This is a genomic window from Hyphococcus flavus, from assembly GCF_028748065.1.
Taxonomy (GTDB): Bacteria; Pseudomonadota; Alphaproteobacteria; order Caulobacterales; family Parvularculaceae; genus Hyphococcus; species Hyphococcus flavus.
This window is the reverse complement of the sequence record NZ_CP118166.1, coordinates 409,127-425,540: the sequence shown is the minus strand read 5'-3', so window position 1 is coordinate 425,540 and position 16,414 is coordinate 409,127. Positions and strand designations below refer to the sequence as shown.

Here is a 16,414-nt window from a genome sequence, read left to right as displayed (position 1 = left end):
CGACACGCGCGTGACCACCGGATTTATTGAAAAGATCTCGAGGCCTGTTGGCTGACGAAATCGCGATCCTGCTAAAAGGATTGAGGGCCGCTCAGATGAGCGGCCCTTTTCTATGTTACGCAGGGTTACATTCCCCAAACAGAGAATGTCAGTCCTCAGAGCGTTCCCGTGATTGTGAACCTTGCGTTGACTGGCGCGCCCACTGTCGCCTGATGCGTACTGTGCGAGTTCGGGAAATAAAGCTCGTCTGTCAGATTCTCGACGTTAACCTGAAGGCGTAACTTATCGGACACGTCATAATAGGCTGCGGCGTCAAGCCGGACATAGCTTGGAAGGATCGCGGTATTGCCATTGTTGATAAAGCTCTCGTCCTGATAGGTCAGGCCAAACCCCAGACCAAACTTTTCCGTTGCCTGAAAACTGTTCCAGACAGAGAACATGTGTTCCGGTAGTTCCTGCGGCCGCAAGCCCGTTGGTCCCATCCGGTTAACAATTTCTCCGTCAAGATAGCTATAGCCCGCAGAAACAAACCATTGCTCGGTTACGTGGCCCTGTAGCTGAGCTTCAAATCCCTGAATTTTCGAGTCGATGATGTCCAGCGTTGATGGATCATTGTCCGCCACTTGCGGTGAGCTTTGTTCAATCTCGAAAACAGCGGCGGTTAGGCTAAGTCCTTGGTTGAAGTCCCATTTTACACCCGCTTCGAGGTTGGAGAAGGTGTTAGGGTCAAGGGCGTTATTGTCGCCATTGATATTCGCGAATTGCTCGCCGCTGCGCGGCAGGAATGATTCACTATAGCTGCCGTAAATAGAGATATTTTCCTGCGGTTTCAGGATAACGCCGAAGCGTGGTGAAAATTTGTCATCTTTTCGCGTGCGCGTTTCTGTCGGCGGCTCAGCATTGAAGACTTCGATATCGAAACTATCATACCGGACGCCCGCAACGATATCGAGCCAGTCTGTAAGTTCGATCTGGTCCTGAAAGTAAGCGGAGAAGACGTCAATACTGACGCGCGTGTCGTCGTTGATATCTGTCGTGAAGCTGTTTGTTGTTGGCATTCCGCTGGCGTTGACCCCAACGCCTCCGCTTAAGTTTAGCGGCCGGGCGATGGTGAACATCTCAATATCATCCGACGTTCCACTCCAAAACGAATTAAAACGATCTTGATCCGATGAAGTATTGATGTACTCGCCACCCGTAACAACAGTGTGGTGGAAGCTTCCTGTGTTGAATTTGCCGACTAAATTACCTGAAAGGATCAGGTTTTGGCGATCTGTCCGGTCGACATATCCGTCAAGCGTTACGACATCTGCATCGATTTCCGGGTTGTAATCGGACGCATAGAAATTCTGGTAGAGCTTGTCATAGTCGCCGTAAAATGCGCTGAAGATGCCTTTAAAATTCTCAGAAAACGCATGCTGCAATGAAGCGCGAACGAGGTGCGCTTTCAGGTCGGTAAAATTCAGTTCCGGATCGCCGAATACAATATCTTTGAAGTCTTCAACCGGACGTCCCGGGTTTGCAACGGTTCCGTCAAGAGCGCCATTCGCTGTTGGAATGCCGCGATCTACAAAACGGCGATGATCAACATATTCGTAAGACACATCCAGAGTCGTTGCAGGCGTGATCGCGAATTTGGCCGTTGGATTTATGCCGATACGATCACCATCATAGAAATCGCGGTGATTGTTCAGGCTTTCATACATCGCATTAATCCGGAATGCTGCTGTGTCACCGGCGGCGTAGTTAGTATCGACCTGGAAGCCAAACTCACCAAACGTATCAACGCCTGCTTGATACCCTGTGAAATTTTCGCCGATGACGCCTTTCTTTGTAACGCGGTTCAGGATGCCGCCAGTACCGCCTCGGCCGAAGAGCAGCGCATTCGGGCCGCGAAGGATTTCGACCTGCTCAAGATTATAAAGCGGGCGATAATACTGCACATCGTCGCGAACGCCATCGATGAAGAAATCGGCAGTGGAGCGAACGCCGCGAAACACAACAGAGTCGCGGTGACCTTCACCCTGTGAATTGCTAACGCCCGGCGTGTAGTTGATGATCTCGCCGATGCTCGTGAATCCGCGTTGAGTAATTTCATCGGCCGTTACAATCGACAGACTTTGTGGAACATCGATAATCGGTGTTGGCGCTTTCAGCGCGTTCACCTGATCAGTATAAAGGACCTTTCCAACAACGACGATTTCATCTGCGGTGTCATCTGCGACCGCCATGTTTGAATGTAGAGTTGTGGCTAAAATGGTTGTCAGCGCTAACGCAGTCTTGCGTCCCATAGTCGATACCCCTTTGGCACTGGTGGGCGTTCCTGACACCCGTTGCGAGTAATTCTCAATTACAGCTTGGCTATCGATCATGAGAATGATTGTCAATTACATTTCTTGACTAAATCAGCCCGAGAAAGCACGTGAAAGGGGGAGTGTTGCAGTGGCGACTATAGAAAGGCTCGGACATGGTCAGAAAGCTTAGCGAGGAGGAGCGCGAGACGTTCTTGAGCCGTTATCCGGAATGGAAGATGGTTGAGGGGCGTGACGCCGTATCCAGAACCTTCAAATTCAGCGATTTTAATGAGGCTTGGGGGTTCATGAGCCGGGTCGCGTTGGCGGCGGAAAAAGCCGACCATCATCCCGAATGGTTTAACGTCTATAACAAAGTGGAGGTCACGCTGACGACACATGATGCTGACGGTCTGTCGGAGCGGGATGTTGCGTTAGCCGGTAATATTGAAGAGGCAGCCAAATAAAGCCGGTTGAAAACCATGAAAGCGTAACAGGACACAAAAACGCCACGGGTCCGCCTTCTGTACGCCCGGGGCGACCCATAGTAAGAAGCTGATATCACAAGAGGATTTTTAGAACTATGGCGACAATCGCGCTTGTCGATGACGACGAAAACATCCTGACATCCGTATCCATCGCGCTGGAATCGGAAGGCCACACTGTAAAGACGTTCGAGGACGGCGCTGCCGCACTCGAATTCATCACCGCAACCCCGCCTGATATGGTTGTGTCGGATATCAAGATGCCGACAATGGACGGCATGGAGCTGCTGCGCCGTATCCGCCAGAATTCGAGCCTGCCGCTCATTTTCCTCACGTCGAAGGATGAAGAGATCGACGAGGTGCTGGGTCTCACAATGGGCGCCGACGACTATGTCAAGAAACCATTTTCTCAGCGCCTGTTGCTGGAGCGCGTGAAGGCGGTTCTTCGTCGCGGACAAGCGGGCGATGTCCCGACCGAAGAAGAAGAAAAGAAGATCATGCGCCGGGGCGATCTAACGCTCGATCCCATGCGTCACGCCTGCATGTGGAAAGAGCAGCCGGTTATTTTAACCGTAACGGAATTTCTAATTCTGGAATCATTGGCTCAACGCCCCGGTTTCGTCAAAAGCCGTGATGCATTGATGGACGCCGCTTATGACGATCAGGTTTATGTAGACGACCGTACTATCGACAGCCACATAAAGCGCATACGGAAAAAATTTCGTGTGGTCGATAAAGAGTTTGATGCGATCGAAACTCTCTATGGCGTCGGTTATAAGTACAAGGATTCCTGATAGGCGATGGCTGATGAGGGCGCGATTGTGCGACGACGCCGCGCAAACAGGACGGTGTCGCGCCTGACGGTCACGATCGTCCTCGCCAACCTCATCGGGCTTGTCATCTTGTTGTTGGGCTCCTTTGCTCTCACGCAATATCGTGACGGCCTTATCCAGGCGAAACTTGAAGGCGTTCGCGCTCAGGCGCAGATTATCGCAGACGTTCTCGCGCAGGTCGCTATAGATGAATCGACTTGCCAGCCCGTTGAAGAAGCGGACATAGCCGGACAGGAAGAAACCGCCATCTGTGCTTTATCCTTGCGACAGCGGGACGTTCGCGAAGTTTTCAATCGCGTCTGGGACAGTTTCGAAGGACGCGTCAGAATATTTAACGCGCCGCAAACCTTTGATGATCCGCCTGTAACCGATGCGCGGGCCTTGCTGATCGAGGATGTAGTGTTGCGCGAAGATGAAATCGTCGCGCAGAACCTGCCGCCTATTGAGCAGCAAAACGGCGTTATTCAATCCCTTGAAGAAGAAGGGCTCTGGCGGCGGTTGTCGCGATTTTTTTCACGTGATTTTCGTGCGCAGGCGGCGCGGCGCACTATTGAGGATGAGTTGAACGATGCGCTCGCATCGTCACCGTTCGCGCAGGAGCGCGGCGCCACATCCGTACGTATTGATGAAGAAGGCGAGCTTGTCGCCTCGGTATCGGTGCCAATTCGCCGGGTGCAGGCCATCTATGGAGTCGTTACGGCTGAGAGCGGCGGCATTGATACGGTTGTCGAGGACGCAAGGCTATCTATTCTGCCGTTTTTTGGCTGGGCGGTGGCTGCGGCGATATTGTCATCGCTTTTGCTGACAACGATGATTGCGCAACCGATCCGTCAGCTTGCTATTGCGTCTGACAAAGTCAGGGAAGGCATCGCTGCGGCGGGCCGTGCGCGTATCCCGGACTTCACCAACAGAAAGGATGAAATTGGCGAGCTTTCCGGATCGCTTAAATCCATGACGCAGGCGATCTATGCACGGATCGACGCCATCGAAAGTTTCGCCGCCGATGTCTCTCATGAATTAAAAAACCCGTTGACGTCCATTCGAAGCGCGGCGGAAACGCTGCAGATTGCAAAAACGCCGGAACAACAGGCGAAGTTGCTTTCGGTGATACAAAAAGATGTCGCGCGCATGGACCGCCTGATCACGGATATTTCAAACGCCTCACGGCTTGATGCTGAATTGGCGCGCGAGAGCCGGGAGGCCGTAGACCTTGGTAGATTGATCAAGGACATTGTTCAAAGTTATTCGCACACTTCCGGCGAGATCGCGGTGCGCGTTACTTTTGATGAGCCGCTTCATGACACATACGTTCTTGGCAATCCGACAGCGCTCAGCCAGGTGATCCGGAATCTCATTGACAATGCGCGTTCGTTTAGTCCGAACGGGGGTGAAGTGAGAGTCTTTTTGGAACCAGCGGGCGTCCGTAGCAGCGCCTCGCGGATCATCGTCGAGGATGACGGTCCCGGCATCCCGCCAGATAATCTGGAGTCGATTTTCAAGCGCTTTTATACGAAGCGCCCACAAGGGTCGGCTTTTGGCAATAATTCCGGTCTTGGCCTCGCTATTTCGCGGCAAATCGTCAACTCTCACGGTGGTCGTATTGTCGCGGAAAACCGATTGACCGATCCGGACGATCCGGGCAGTGACCGCAAAGGCGCGCGCTTTATCGTTGAGCTTCCGGGCACCTAAAAACGTGTGCATGCCAACGCAGGAACAGTCGCCGCAGATTTTTTTGTGGACATCTGGCCTCAATCACGCACCATAATTATCCGGTAAAGGTTGGAATTTGCGAATGATTGGATTGGTTGTTGTCACCCATGGAAGGCTTGCGGAAGAATTTCTTTCCGCGGCAGAGCATGTGGTTGGTCCGCAAGAGCAGGTGAAAGCTGTCTCCATCGGCCCCGACGATGATATGGAAAAACGACGTCAGGATATCCTCGATGCTGCTCAGTCAGTTGATACGGGCGAGGGCGTTATTATCCTGACCGATATGTTCGGCGGCACGCCTTCTAACCTCGCTATTTCCGTCATGGAAAAAGCAAACGCGGATGTAGTCGCCGGCGTAAACCTGCCAATGCTGATCAAGCTTGCTTCCGCCCGTGCTGAGGATGATCTCGCGGAAGCTGTGAAGTCGGCCCATGATGCAGGCAGGAAATACATTAACGTCGCATCGTGGGTTCTGTCAGGTGAGGCAGCGGATTAGTGAGTGAAGAAGCCAAAGCGTCGGTTGAAGTCTGCAACAAGCTTGGTTTGCATATTCGTCCATCGCGATACCTGGCGTCGCTGGCGAAATCATATGACGCCACCGTTACCGTTAGAAATAATGATCGCGAGGCTCTGGCGGATTCGCAGCTTGATTTGTTGATGCTGTTAGCGAGCAAAGGCGCGCAGCTTGAAATTTCCGCCACCGGCCCTCAAGCGGAAGAAGCTGTCCACGCGATCGTCGGTCTCATCAAGGACCGTTTCGGCGAAAAAGACTAGCGTCAAGCTGTTGGTTCAATAAGCGGCGTTTGAGACATGGTCACCGCCTGGCCGTCACGTAAACGTTCACCGCCGCGGATCACGACATTGTCGCCTGATTCAACTTCGCCGATCACTTCGATGAAACCACCTTCAGCAGCACCGAGCTCAACATCTACCCTTTTAGCGAGGTTGTCTTCACCAATCACGTAAACGCTAATCCGGTCGGCGCGCAGAATAAGCGCGTCCCGCGGTACAGCGGTGACAATACGCGGCGCGGCTGACGGTAAATTCACGCGAACCGCCGAACCAATATACCAGGCAGTGTCTTCAGGCAGCTCTAAACGAACTTCGAGCATACGCGAGCGTTCATCCCCGACCGGCACGACAGCACGCACGGTAGCATCCAAATTCTCAGCACCATTGGCCACAGTAATGGCGTCGCCAGGTTTGATATTTCGCGTCAGGCCGGCTGGCGCGCGCGCCGTGACCTCCAAGCGATGAGTGTCAACCAAACGGATGAGTTGAGACCCCGGATTTGCAAACTCGCCGATTTGCACCTCTTGCGAAACGACGCGACCGGCGAATGGAGCCCGCACGATAGTACGTTCGAGATTTGTTTCTGCACGTTGTAATGCGACTTCAGCCTGCGCCAGCGCTTGCAGCGCCTCGTCTCTGTTCGATCGCATTTCATCCATGGAAGCTTCGGACTCGCCCGCTTCCTCAAGGCCAAGATAGCGCTGATAGAGGCTATCGAGATAATCGGCGCGCGCACGTAATCGCCGTACTGCGGCAGCTTGGTCATCGCGCGTAAACTTGGCGTCTGCTTGTTCGATGCGTGCGATAACAGCGCCTTCATCAACTTCCGCGCCAACTTCCGCCACCCATTCGATTTTTCCTGATGTTGCAGCCGCAACAAGGCTGTCCCGGGTGGATACGACAGCACCCGGCGTGTCAGCACGCGGTGCAAGGCTGCGTCGTTCGGCTTTTGCCACAGCAACGGGCGCCGGGGGCGGGCCCTGCGGCGCTTCCGCTCCAGCGCCGGCGTCAGCTTCTTCAGTGCTCGCCCCAACATGGCCGCCGTAAACAAAGGCAACTGTCGCAGCTACGGCCAGCAATGCGCCGCCTCCAAGCACGAATTTCCGTTTCATGAAACTCTCTCCTTTATTCCGCCGGTTGCGCGGCAAGACCGCCTCGCGTTTTGGCGAGGGCGGGGGCGGCGCCAAGCTGCAGCATGGCGGGCAACAAAATCAGGGTGAAAAGGGTTGATACCGCCATGCCGCCAACAATGACGGTGGCGAGACCGCGATAGATGAGGCTACCGGCGCCGGGCGCGAGGACCAGCGGCAGCATCCCCATTAGCGATGTCGATGTCGACATAAAGATCGGACGTATGCGAAGAGTTAGCGCCTCACGCACTGCTTCGGCGCGTGACTTGCCCTCCGCCTCAGATGCTCGCGTTTGCGATACGAGCAAGATGGCGTTGTTCACGACCAGGCCAAGAAGGATGATAAAACCGATCATGCCCAGAAGGTCGAGAGGCAACGGGTTAAGAAGGTCAGCCCCCCTTATCGCCAAAATCCCGCCAACGGTCGCCATTGGCAATGTCACAATAACAAAGAACGCGTCCTTCACAGACTTGAATAAAGCCGCCATGATCAAGAACAAGATAGCGATCGCCAGCAGAAAGTTGCCGCCCAGGTTTTTGACAGCTCTCGCAAGCGCGTCCGCATCGCCGCCCCATTTAAGGGAGGAACCTTGAGGCAGCGTTTCATACAATTGCGGTTCCGCAACATCTTTCAACAATTCCACAGCGGGGCCGAGCGCAATACCGTCAGGGGGTGTAATGCCCAAAGTTATTGTTCGCCGCGCATCAAGACGGCGGATTTGCTGCGGACCAACACCGCGCGAAATGGTGACCAGTTCCCCGAGAGGAACAATCGCGCCTGTAGGTGTCGCGATCGGCGCTGTTTCAAGATACTCGGGTTCCGTCCATTCTTTTGCGCGCAAATAGATATCGATGCGTCCATCCTGATGAAAGAATTCGCCAAGCCATTGTCCGTCGCCAAGGGCGCGGACGGCACGGGAAACGGAATCGCGCGTCATGCCAACTTCCGCGATGCGGCGATCATTCGGCAGCAAACGTAATTCCGGCGTCACAATCTGCGGGTCCGGATTTGGCCAAACTTGTGCGCCTGGCATGGTTTGCTGAATAATTTCGATAGCCTGCGGAACAGCGTTTCCGAGCGCATCAAAATCAGCAGCTTGAAGTTCAAGTCTGATCGAGCCCTGACCGCCCCAATTGCCAAACAGGCTACCCTGATTGGCGAACACGCGCGTGTCTGGAAAGCCGGATAAAATCTCTTCGTTCGCGATTTTTATCATCTCTTGGACGCGCGATTGATCGCGAACCCGAATGCCGACATTGCCGCCCCATTCACCGGAAAACATGTAGTAGTTTCTAAGCGCCGGTTCTTTTTCGCCGGTAAGGTAAGGTTCCAGCCGTTCGACAACGACCTCCGCAAACTCTTCGCGGATCATGTCGGCGCTCGCGCCGGATGGAAATCCAACCATAGCGTCGACTGCGTCGCGTTTTACAGGCGGCAGATAGTTAAGTTGCGGCCACAGCAAGTAGCCCAACACAATAGGCACGATCGTGAGGCCGGCGACTATTCCAATCCGGCGGGGATTGGTCGCCGTCAGCCCCATGATGAAGTTTGCAAGTTTGCTGGCGAATGCTGGTCTTTTGCCGGTTGCGTCGTTTTTGGATTCCTTGATGAATAGCCTTGCGCCGGTCGGCAAGAGTGTAACCGCCACGAGCAGACTGCAGGACACAGCGATTGCGATTGTAAGTGCGAGATCTGCGAAAAGCTGTCCTTCGATATCCTCAAAAAACATGATCGGTATAAAAATCGCAATTGTCGTGACGGTAGAGGCGAATAGGGCCCCGAATACCTGGCCAACGGCGTTTTCTGCGGCCTTGTAAGACGAGTGGCCTTCTTCTCGCATCCTGACGAAGTTTTCCAGCACGACAATTGCTGCGTCGAGAACCATGCCGGTAGCAAACGCAAGACCGGCGAGAGAAATGACGTTAATCGTCCGGCCGAATAAATTCAGCACGACAATGGTCGCCATCAGGCAGATTGGTATCGCTGCGGCGATGATCACCGTCGCCATCGTTCTCCGCAAGAACAACCATAGCGCGCCGACAGCCAACATAACGCCGATTAGAAGGTTGCTGGTGAGCAAAGAAATAGCTCGCTTAATGAACACGGAGGGGTCAAAGCTTTTATGAATCGCATAGCCCATATCAGCGAGCGCGCCCGCATTTAGTTCATCCAGCACGACAGTAAGTTCGTCTATAGCTTCAAGGGTGTTGGCCCCAGGCTCTCGAATAACACGCATGCCAATTGCAGGATTGCCATTCTGATAAACAACGCCGCCGCCGTGATCAGGCGCCACTTTGACTTCAGCAATGTCGCCCAGCGTCACCGGCGCGCCATCGCGCCAGGCAAGGATTGTTTCGTTCAACTGCTCGGCGGAAAAACGTCCTTCAAAGCGCATCGTGTAATTGCGACGGCCAACTTCTACCCGGCCGCCCGTGACGTCGGAAGAGCGGTTTACGTTCTGGGTGATTTCATCAAGCGTAATGCCTAGTTGTGCGGCCAGGAAAGGATCGAACTCAATGTTAACAATCATCTCGCCGTCGTCAGAATTAATGTCGATGCCCGCAACGCCATTAATAGCTTCGATCGTTGGCGCGATTCTTTGTTCGGCGAATTCCGACAGGCGGACGTTTTCGTTTGTATTGGAAGGCAACTTTTGCAGAAACAGAAAGATCAAAGTTTCTCCGGAGTTTCCGCCGCCACCGCCCAAATTGACTCGCGGGCGTTCGGCTTCCGCCGGCAGCCCGCGTACGCGTTGCAGTCTTGAGTTCACTTCCGTGAACGCCTGATCCATATCCGTGCCTAAAGCGAATTCGAGATTTATCCATGCGCCGCCAGGGTTTGACCAGGATTGCATTGCCGTCATGCCGGGGATGCCGCGCAGCTCACGTTCCACAGGTTCGGTGATTTCACTTTCCACTTCGCGTGGAGAGGCGGCGCGCCATCCTGTCCATACGCCAATCTGCGGTCTTTCAATGGCCGGAAAGAGTTGCACCGGTAATTGTGATATCGACATGAAACCGAGCAGTGTAATGATCGCCAATACAACGCCTGCGGCAGCCGGGTTTTTCAGGCAAATCCGGGTGAGGCCCATGGGTGGTGCTCCAGTTCAGAAATACAGGAATAGCGCTGCGTCAATTGTCGCTTGTTTATCTGGCAAACGCACGTGCTTATCGACCAAGCGGGCGCTGGTTGCGATAAACTGCGTTTGACTAGGTAAAACTATATTTAAGTGATCAGCGCTGACGTTTTTTACGCTCAAGCGCCTTGCGTTCTTTCTCAATTTCCTTGAGTTGCCGGTCGAGGTCGGCTTTGGCTTTCTTAATAGCCTGTTCACGCACGACAAGAGCTGCTTCGCGCGTTCGGTTTTTATCTTTTGAGCGCACAGCCTTTTTTAAATCGCGTTCCGCGCGCTCCATGTCGCGTTCCATTTGTCGAAGGGCGCGTTCTAAATCGCGTTCGGCGCGCTCAGCGTCACGCTCTGCACGTTCTTCATCGCGCCGGGCGCGCTCTTCCGCACGCTCTCGTTCCGCTTCACTGTAACGAAGAGCTTCACGCCGCGCCTGCTCGGCATTTCGGTTTGCTTGCGCCATCTCGGCTTTCGCGCGTTCCATAGCCTCCGCTGCCTGTCTCTTGGCCTGCTCTTGCGCGCGGCGCAGTTGTTTCTGGTCTTCTGCGCTTAGGTCGGAGCTGAAAACGATATTGTCTCCATCCCTGGAAATGAAACCGAAACTCTGAAAGCCCTCAAACTCAAAATCATCAGCATTGAAGTGGAATTCCTGGCCTTCAATCATTTCGGCGAAATCTTCAAAGCCCTCCAATTCAATGTCGTTGAATTTGATGGTGACGTCTTCAAGGTCCTTGAAAGCATCAAAGTTTTCAAATCGCTGGCGCAACTTACTCTCAAGCTGGGCCAGTCGTCCGTCGAGCCTCCGAGCCTTCTTTTCGGTGCTTTTCACCCGTTGAATATGGTTGACCTTTGGCGACGGCGCTGGCTCAGCCGTCGGGATTGGTGCGACTTCGGGCGCCGGAGCAACCGGAACGTGGCGCGAATGTTTTGTTTTTGGCGCTGCACTGGGGACTGGTGTGACTGCAGGCGCCAGAGCGAGAACAGGCGCGGGATCAATTGGCGTGCCGTTTTCCAGAATTTCGAAATGAAGATGGGGACCAGTCGCCTTACCGGTAGAACCGACCGCGCCAATGACATCACCCGCGTCAACAATCTCGCCTTTGTGAACAATGAAGCTGTCGAGATGAGCGTACCGCGTAACGAGCCCATGGCCATGGTCGATCACAACAACATTGCCCCATGCCGTTGAACCTTGGTAACGCGACGTGGCGTCAATGACTTTGCCTTCGCCAGCAGCCTTCACCGGCGTGCCGCGCGCCGCGCGGATGTCGACCCCTTCATGGGATTGCCTTTCGGGACCCAATAGTTCCGAGGTCTTGCCAAACTCAAAACCAATCTTGCCTTCAACGGGAGTGACAGGCAGCGCGAGCGCTGCTGGCGGTGGTGTAACGGCGAAAGCAGCTTGAGCGAACGCTAGGCCAGCCGCTAATAACGCGCCAGCCCCTAGTGACAACTTTGTCGGCAGACTTAGTAATGAGCTTTCTGAGTTACCTGATAAAATTGCATCGAGACGCGCGCGGCGGGACTTTTTATCGAACGGCGTGAAAGAGGGTACGAGCTCGCCAGCGAAACGGTGTTGTGGTGATCCGGAAGCAAGCTTCAATCCTTGAACAAAACAATGCGCATATTGGCGGCGGCTGACGCCGCTGGCTAGAACAAGCGCATCAGCGCCTTGCTCGGCCGCAAGCGTGGCCCGTGCGCAAATACGGTGCATGAAAGGGTTAAACCAGAATACGGCTTTGATGATGGAACACATGGCGAAAAGGGCCACATCGCCTCTTTTCACGTGAGCCATTTCATGAGCTCCCATAAGCGCGGCGTCTTCGACCGATACGCGCTCCAACAGGTCGTAAGGAAAAACCACCACCGGCCTCAGAAAACCATAAACGCAAACACTGGAGACGATATGCGAGAAAACATATCGCGGTTGCTGCCGGACGCCGAGACGGTCACGCCATCCTTCCAGTTTTTCTTCAAGGATGGGTTCGTCGAGAGGCGTAGCGTAATTCAGCCGGTAAGCGAACCAGATATGGCGTACGAAAGCGAGCGCCAGCAGCATCAAAAACCCATAGAAGTAAAGGACTGCCGCCATACGCAGTATGTCAGCAAGGGTAATGGTTGTTGTGGCGGCCAATGCGGTCGGTTCGGCGAGTTCCGTGATCACTGCAGGTGACGCGGCAAGTTCCGCCATGGGCGGTAGTGGCGCCGGCGCACGCAACGACAGCCCTAGTGAGGCGGCGATTGGGGCCATCATGACAGGAAGGGCCGCCAGCACGAGCGCCATTGGCCAGATTTTGCCGCTCAATGAACCGAGCGCGCCAACAGGCCCATTGTCATTTGCGCAAAGGCGATGAGCGATGAAGAAAACCAAGGGCGCCCAGACCGTCGATGCAAAGAGACAGTAGAAAAACGGCTCAATGAACGTTTCCATTACTCAGTCTCCGCTTTTTTGAGAACTGACTCCAGCTCTTCAAGTTCGTCATCGCTAAGCAATTTTGATTCTGCGAAGAAAGCTGTTGCGGGTGTTGAGTCGAGTTCTAGAACCCGTTTTGAAAAGTCGGCGATCATTCGGCTCAGCATTGCGACTTTGCCGACTTGCGGTTCGTAGATGTTCACGCCATCGACGGGCGTTTTGGTGATCAGCCCTTTATCTGCCATCCGCTCGAGTACAGTGCGTACGGTGGAATAAGACCATCCAAATTCGCTCTCGATCTCGCCGTGAATTTCTCTCGCGTTCATTTCCTTTGAACGCCAAAGCAGCTTTAAAATCGCGAGTTCCGGTTTTGTGGGGTCGGTTCCCTTAAGGTCAGCCATAATGCACGCCCGATTGCACGGGGCTTAATCCGCCCCTGTTACACCTGTGGCCAGCATAGCGGAATGTGACAACTGTAGCAAGGTCTGGGGCGCTGCTGGCTCCCGCTATGCGATGAACCGTTCCAGAGCGGAGATGAGGTGAGTTCGGATGGTGGATAAGTCTGACTCAGAACGGCAATTGTTCGATTGTCCGGGTCAGTCTTTCAAGGTCCGGTTGTTCAGAAAGTCTGTGATCGCCTTGTGGCGTCATCAGGATTTCGACGTCGCCGGCAACAAGTTGTTTTGCGAACTCGATCGCGTGGTCATAAGGCACGGCGTCATCCTTCATCCCTTGCAGAATTCGGACAGTGCATGTGATGGCTATGTTACCCGTCATCACGAGGTTCTTGCGTCCGTCTTCTATCAGTTTTTTTGTGATGATTTCCGGTTCATCTGAGTAGTCAGAGGGTTGCTCCAGACGACCGTCACGCAACAATGTGCCACGCTCAGCATCAGTAAATGCAGGCCACATCAGCCTTTCCGTGAAATCCGGCGCTGGCGCAATGAAAACGATTGCAGCGATTTTTTCCGGCCGTGCAAGAGCGATCAACGAGGCAATCCACCCGCCCATGGAAGAGCCGACCAGGATTTGCGGACCGTGCGTCAGCGTATCGAGAATTCTTAATGCGTCGTCTTTCCAGTCGCTGATGCAACCGTCCACGAAAACGCCATCTGACTCTCCGTGACCGGAATAATCAAACCGTAAAAAAGCGCGCCCTTTAGACGCCGCCCATTGATCAAGGTGCTCGGCTTTGGTGCCCAGCATGTCGGAACGAAACCCGCCAAGCCAGACGACGCCTGGGCCGCTGCCATCACGGCTACGATAGGCGAGGCGGCCGTTCGGGCCATCGATCATTTCTGGTGCGCTGGTCATCAAAAGGGGTCCGGCTTGGGCGGTCGAGAAAGGTTAATATTCCTAAGAGTGATTGCGTGCTGCGCTATTGTTTTCAACCCCGGGATAAATGAGCATGAAATAAGACATTATCCGCTTGACGCCCGTTTCACCCTATCTTAAACCGCGCGCTCCATAACGCTTATCTATTCGCGTTTTGCGGGTGTAGCTCAGTTGGTTAGAGCGCCGGCCTGTCACGCCGGAGGTCGCGGGTTCGAGTCCCGTCACTCGCGCCATTTTTATCAAGAAAATGAAGGTATTAGTAGTTTCCAATATTTCCTAAATTTCCGGGCTTCTTTTCAGGGTACCAGCGGGGTACCAAGTTTTTGCTACTCGTTTTGGGGACAATTTTTTCGTTTTGTTCCCGGGCTACGCTGCATTTTTGAAGGGCAAGTCCCGCGCATAATTGAAAACCCCTTTTTTGGTGCTGCGATTCGATCGAAATCAGCATTTCCGGCGTGAGACGTAAATCGAGTCCGTGCCGGTGGCCGTTGCGGACCTCTCGGTCTCTGTCAACGGAAGAAAAATCCGGCGCCATACAGTAATTTCGGAATCATTCCCTCGGCGTTCTGTTGGGTGTGGCTGATGATCGACTTCGGTTTCGCGCGGGTCGCGAAGACGCGATTGATTTCGCGCGCCGCCCGGCGAGAGAAGCTTTTTTAGATGTCAACTGTCCGTTACTTGGCCGCGGGGTTTATATACCGCCAGAGCAGCGGCCCAAAGCAGCAACAGCAGGCCCCCAACGGCGTGGCCGGCGAGGGAAAGCTTGAGGCTGCGAAGATTGTCGTCGGGAAGCGTGGCCGCAGCATCCGCCATGTAGGCGATCGAGGCGGTTTTCATCAAGAGAACGGAAAACGCGATCATGGCGATGACGATCTTGAACAAGACCCAGTAGTGCCTGAACATACCCCATTGCGTTCCTGTCGCCTGGATTACGCCGGTGATAAGAGCGGAGAAGGCGAAGGGGACGATGGCGAAGCGGGTGATTAGGTCGTTCGCAACATACGCCGCCCGCGCCGTTTGAGGGTCCTCGGCCACAAGACCGGCGAGTGCGAGAACGAGGAATGCAGAAAGCGCTCCAACCCAGCCGATAGCGGAGATGATGTGTGCTGTAAGTGCAAGTTTCAGAAACTTGGGCGTCATTGTCTTGAAAGTTGGGTCGGGGAATGGGCGCCCGGTCCGTGGCCGCCGCTCTCATGACTGAAAAGGGAAGGAATGACAGCCCCAGCAATCATTGCCAAAACCGCCAAAATAATAACTAGCAGGATCGCTCCTTGCACTTTCACCCAGCGCGGCATGGGCGGACCGCGTTCTCGCCGTCTGAGGCGAAGCCGGTATAATCGAAATGCAGGCGCAACACGTCTCTTACATCCTCGCTTATCATTTCAGTGCCTGCGCGGTTGATGTCCGCCGTCTCTTTCTTGCTCTTCATCACGCGGCCAGTCGCCGTTTGAAGTCGCACACGCCGTAGCGCTGGCGCCAATCAGGAAAGCGGCGAATATGCTGAACAACGCTTTCTTCACTTTTCTCTCTCCGTGCTGTAGGTTCGTGACGCTTTTAGAAGTGCGGCGGCCATTGTAATCAACTTTGCCTGCCGCCGAGGCTCGCAGACCGTTGTTGATTGAACGTACGCAAACGATCGAAACGAACAAAGCGGTTTTGCCGGACAAATCAGCGGATATGTCCGGCTTCGTTCGATTTTTACGTCAGGACTATATCGAGTGACAAAGGGCGCGGTAGATCGTCGCTCAGCCAGAACGCGACAGTCGCTGCATGATGCGCTGTATTCTTTGATCCTTGAAAAAGGTTACGATGGGGTCAGCATCAACGATGTTTGCGCCGCCGCCAATATTAGCCGTTCCACATTTTACGCGCACTACGCCAATAAAGACGACCTGAAAAGAAGCGGCCTCGACAAATTGCGCCAGACGCTCGCCCATCAGCAGTGCAGCGATTCACCGGCCTCTAAACATGACTCCCTAAAATTCAGCCTAGCCATGTTTGAGCATGCGCGCGATCACATCGGGCATTACCGGGCGCTGGCCGACGACCGGAGCAGGGACGTTGTGCTTGGCTATCTTCGTGGAATGCTCGCGGACTTGGTGCGCCGCGAGCTATCCTTTCAATCTAAGGATGCTGCGCCTGACACCGTTCCGCCGGAATTCAAGGTCCAGTTCGTTGTCGGCGCTTTCATGGCCGTGCTGGTCTGGTGGCTCGACGGAGGCGCCGAACTTCCACCTTGCGAGGCAGACGCCATATTCCGCCGTCTCGCAGAGAAAGGACTCGACAAAGGCTGTTAAGTTG

At 54.2% G+C, this 16,414-nt stretch carries 14 protein-coding genes and 1 tRNA gene; 7 read left to right on the top strand and 8 right to left on the bottom strand.

Going from position 1 to position 16,414, the window contains the following annotated elements:
* Nucleotides 1–155: 155 nt before the first annotated feature.
* On the bottom strand, nt 156–2,291 hold the full coding sequence (locus PUV54_RS02150) for a TonB-dependent receptor (protein WP_274493874.1): 2,136 nt from the start codon (nt 2,289–2,291) through the stop codon (nt 156–158).
* Nucleotides 2,292–2,467: 176 nt separating this feature from the next.
* Here PUV54_RS02150 and PUV54_RS02145 point away from each other — a divergent pair, with 176 nt between their 5' ends.
* The 5 genes from PUV54_RS02145 (at nt 2,468) to PUV54_RS02125 (ending at nt 6,090) form a co-directional block, all read left to right on the top strand.
* Nucleotides 2,468–2,758 (top strand): 4a-hydroxytetrahydrobiopterin dehydratase, encoded by a 291-nt coding sequence (locus tag PUV54_RS02145; protein WP_274493873.1) that lies wholly within the window; start codon nt 2,468–2,470, stop codon nt 2,756–2,758.
* A gap of 116 nt (nt 2,759–2,874) precedes the next feature.
* On the top strand, nt 2,875–3,570 hold the full coding sequence (locus tag PUV54_RS02140) for a response regulator transcription factor (protein WP_274493872.1): 696 nt from the start codon (nt 2,875–2,877) through the stop codon (nt 3,568–3,570).
* Nucleotides 3,571–3,576: 6 nt separating this feature from the next.
* Nucleotides 3,577–5,298, top strand: a complete 1,722-nt coding sequence (locus PUV54_RS02135) for an ATP-binding protein (RefSeq protein ID WP_274493871.1) — start codon at nt 3,577–3,579, stop codon at nt 5,296–5,298.
* A gap of 103 nt (nt 5,299–5,401) precedes the next feature.
* Nucleotides 5,402–5,812 carry a PTS sugar transporter subunit IIA gene (locus PUV54_RS02130; RefSeq protein WP_274493870.1) on the top strand — a complete coding sequence of 137 codons (411 nt, stop codon included), beginning with the start codon at nt 5,402–5,404 and terminating at the stop codon, nt 5,810–5,812.
* The gene (locus PUV54_RS02125) at nt 5,812–6,090 is read left to right on the top strand and encodes an HPr family phosphocarrier protein (protein ID WP_274493869.1); all 279 of its coding nucleotides are present in this window, start codon (nt 5,812–5,814) and stop codon (nt 6,088–6,090) included. Before PUV54_RS02130 ends, PUV54_RS02125 begins: the two co-directional genes overlap by 1 nt.
* Nucleotides 6,091–6,092: 2 nt before the next feature.
* Here PUV54_RS02125 and PUV54_RS02120 read toward each other — a convergent pair whose 3' ends face one another.
* From PUV54_RS02120 to PUV54_RS02100, 5 genes are all read right to left on the bottom strand, one after another.
* Nucleotides 6,093–7,220 (bottom strand): efflux RND transporter periplasmic adaptor subunit, encoded by a 1,128-nt coding sequence (locus PUV54_RS02120; RefSeq protein ID WP_274493868.1) that lies wholly within the window; start codon nt 7,218–7,220, stop codon nt 6,093–6,095.
* 13 nt (nt 7,221–7,233) lie between these two features.
* The gene (locus PUV54_RS02115; protein ID WP_274493867.1) at nt 7,234–10,329 is read right to left on the bottom strand and encodes an efflux RND transporter permease subunit; all 3,096 of its coding nucleotides are present in this window, start codon (nt 10,327–10,329) and stop codon (nt 7,234–7,236) included.
* A gap of 142 nt (nt 10,330–10,471) precedes the next feature.
* The gene (locus PUV54_RS02110) at nt 10,472–12,796 is read right to left on the bottom strand and encodes a peptidoglycan DD-metalloendopeptidase family protein (protein ID WP_274493866.1); all 2,325 of its coding nucleotides are present in this window, start codon (nt 12,794–12,796) and stop codon (nt 10,472–10,474) included.
* Nucleotides 12,796–13,179, bottom strand: a complete 384-nt coding sequence (locus PUV54_RS02105) for a BlaI/MecI/CopY family transcriptional regulator (RefSeq protein WP_274493865.1) — start codon at nt 13,177–13,179, stop codon at nt 12,796–12,798. Before PUV54_RS02105 ends, PUV54_RS02110 begins: the two co-directional genes overlap by 1 nt.
* Nucleotides 13,180–13,345: 166 nt before the next feature.
* Nucleotides 13,346–14,092 carry an alpha/beta hydrolase gene (locus PUV54_RS02100; protein WP_274493864.1) on the bottom strand — a complete coding sequence of 249 codons (747 nt, stop codon included), beginning with the start codon at nt 14,090–14,092 and terminating at the stop codon, nt 13,346–13,348.
* 177 nt (nt 14,093–14,269) lie between these two features.
* Between PUV54_RS02100 and PUV54_RS02095 the strand changes: the two genes are divergently transcribed.
* A tRNA-Asp gene (locus PUV54_RS02095) sits at nt 14,270–14,346 on the top strand.
* Nucleotides 14,347–14,776: 430 nt separating this feature from the next.
* On the opposite strand, the gene PUV54_RS02090 is transcribed toward PUV54_RS02095, so the two are convergent.
* Nucleotides 14,777–15,253 (bottom strand): hypothetical protein, encoded by a 477-nt coding sequence (locus PUV54_RS02090; protein WP_274493863.1) that lies wholly within the window; start codon nt 15,251–15,253, stop codon nt 14,777–14,779.
* 242 nt (nt 15,254–15,495) lie between these two features.
* A complete protein-coding gene (locus PUV54_RS02085) occupies nt 15,496–15,633 on the bottom strand; it encodes a hypothetical protein (RefSeq protein ID WP_274493862.1) in 138 nt (45 codons plus the stop codon).
* A 198-nt stretch (nt 15,634–15,831) separates the two neighbouring features.
* On the opposite strand from PUV54_RS02085, the gene PUV54_RS02080 reads away from it, so the two are divergent.
* Nucleotides 15,832–16,410, top strand: a complete 579-nt coding sequence (locus tag PUV54_RS02080; protein ID WP_274493861.1) for a TetR/AcrR family transcriptional regulator — start codon at nt 15,832–15,834, stop codon at nt 16,408–16,410.
* The last annotated feature ends 4 nt before the right edge of the window (nt 16,411–16,414 follow it).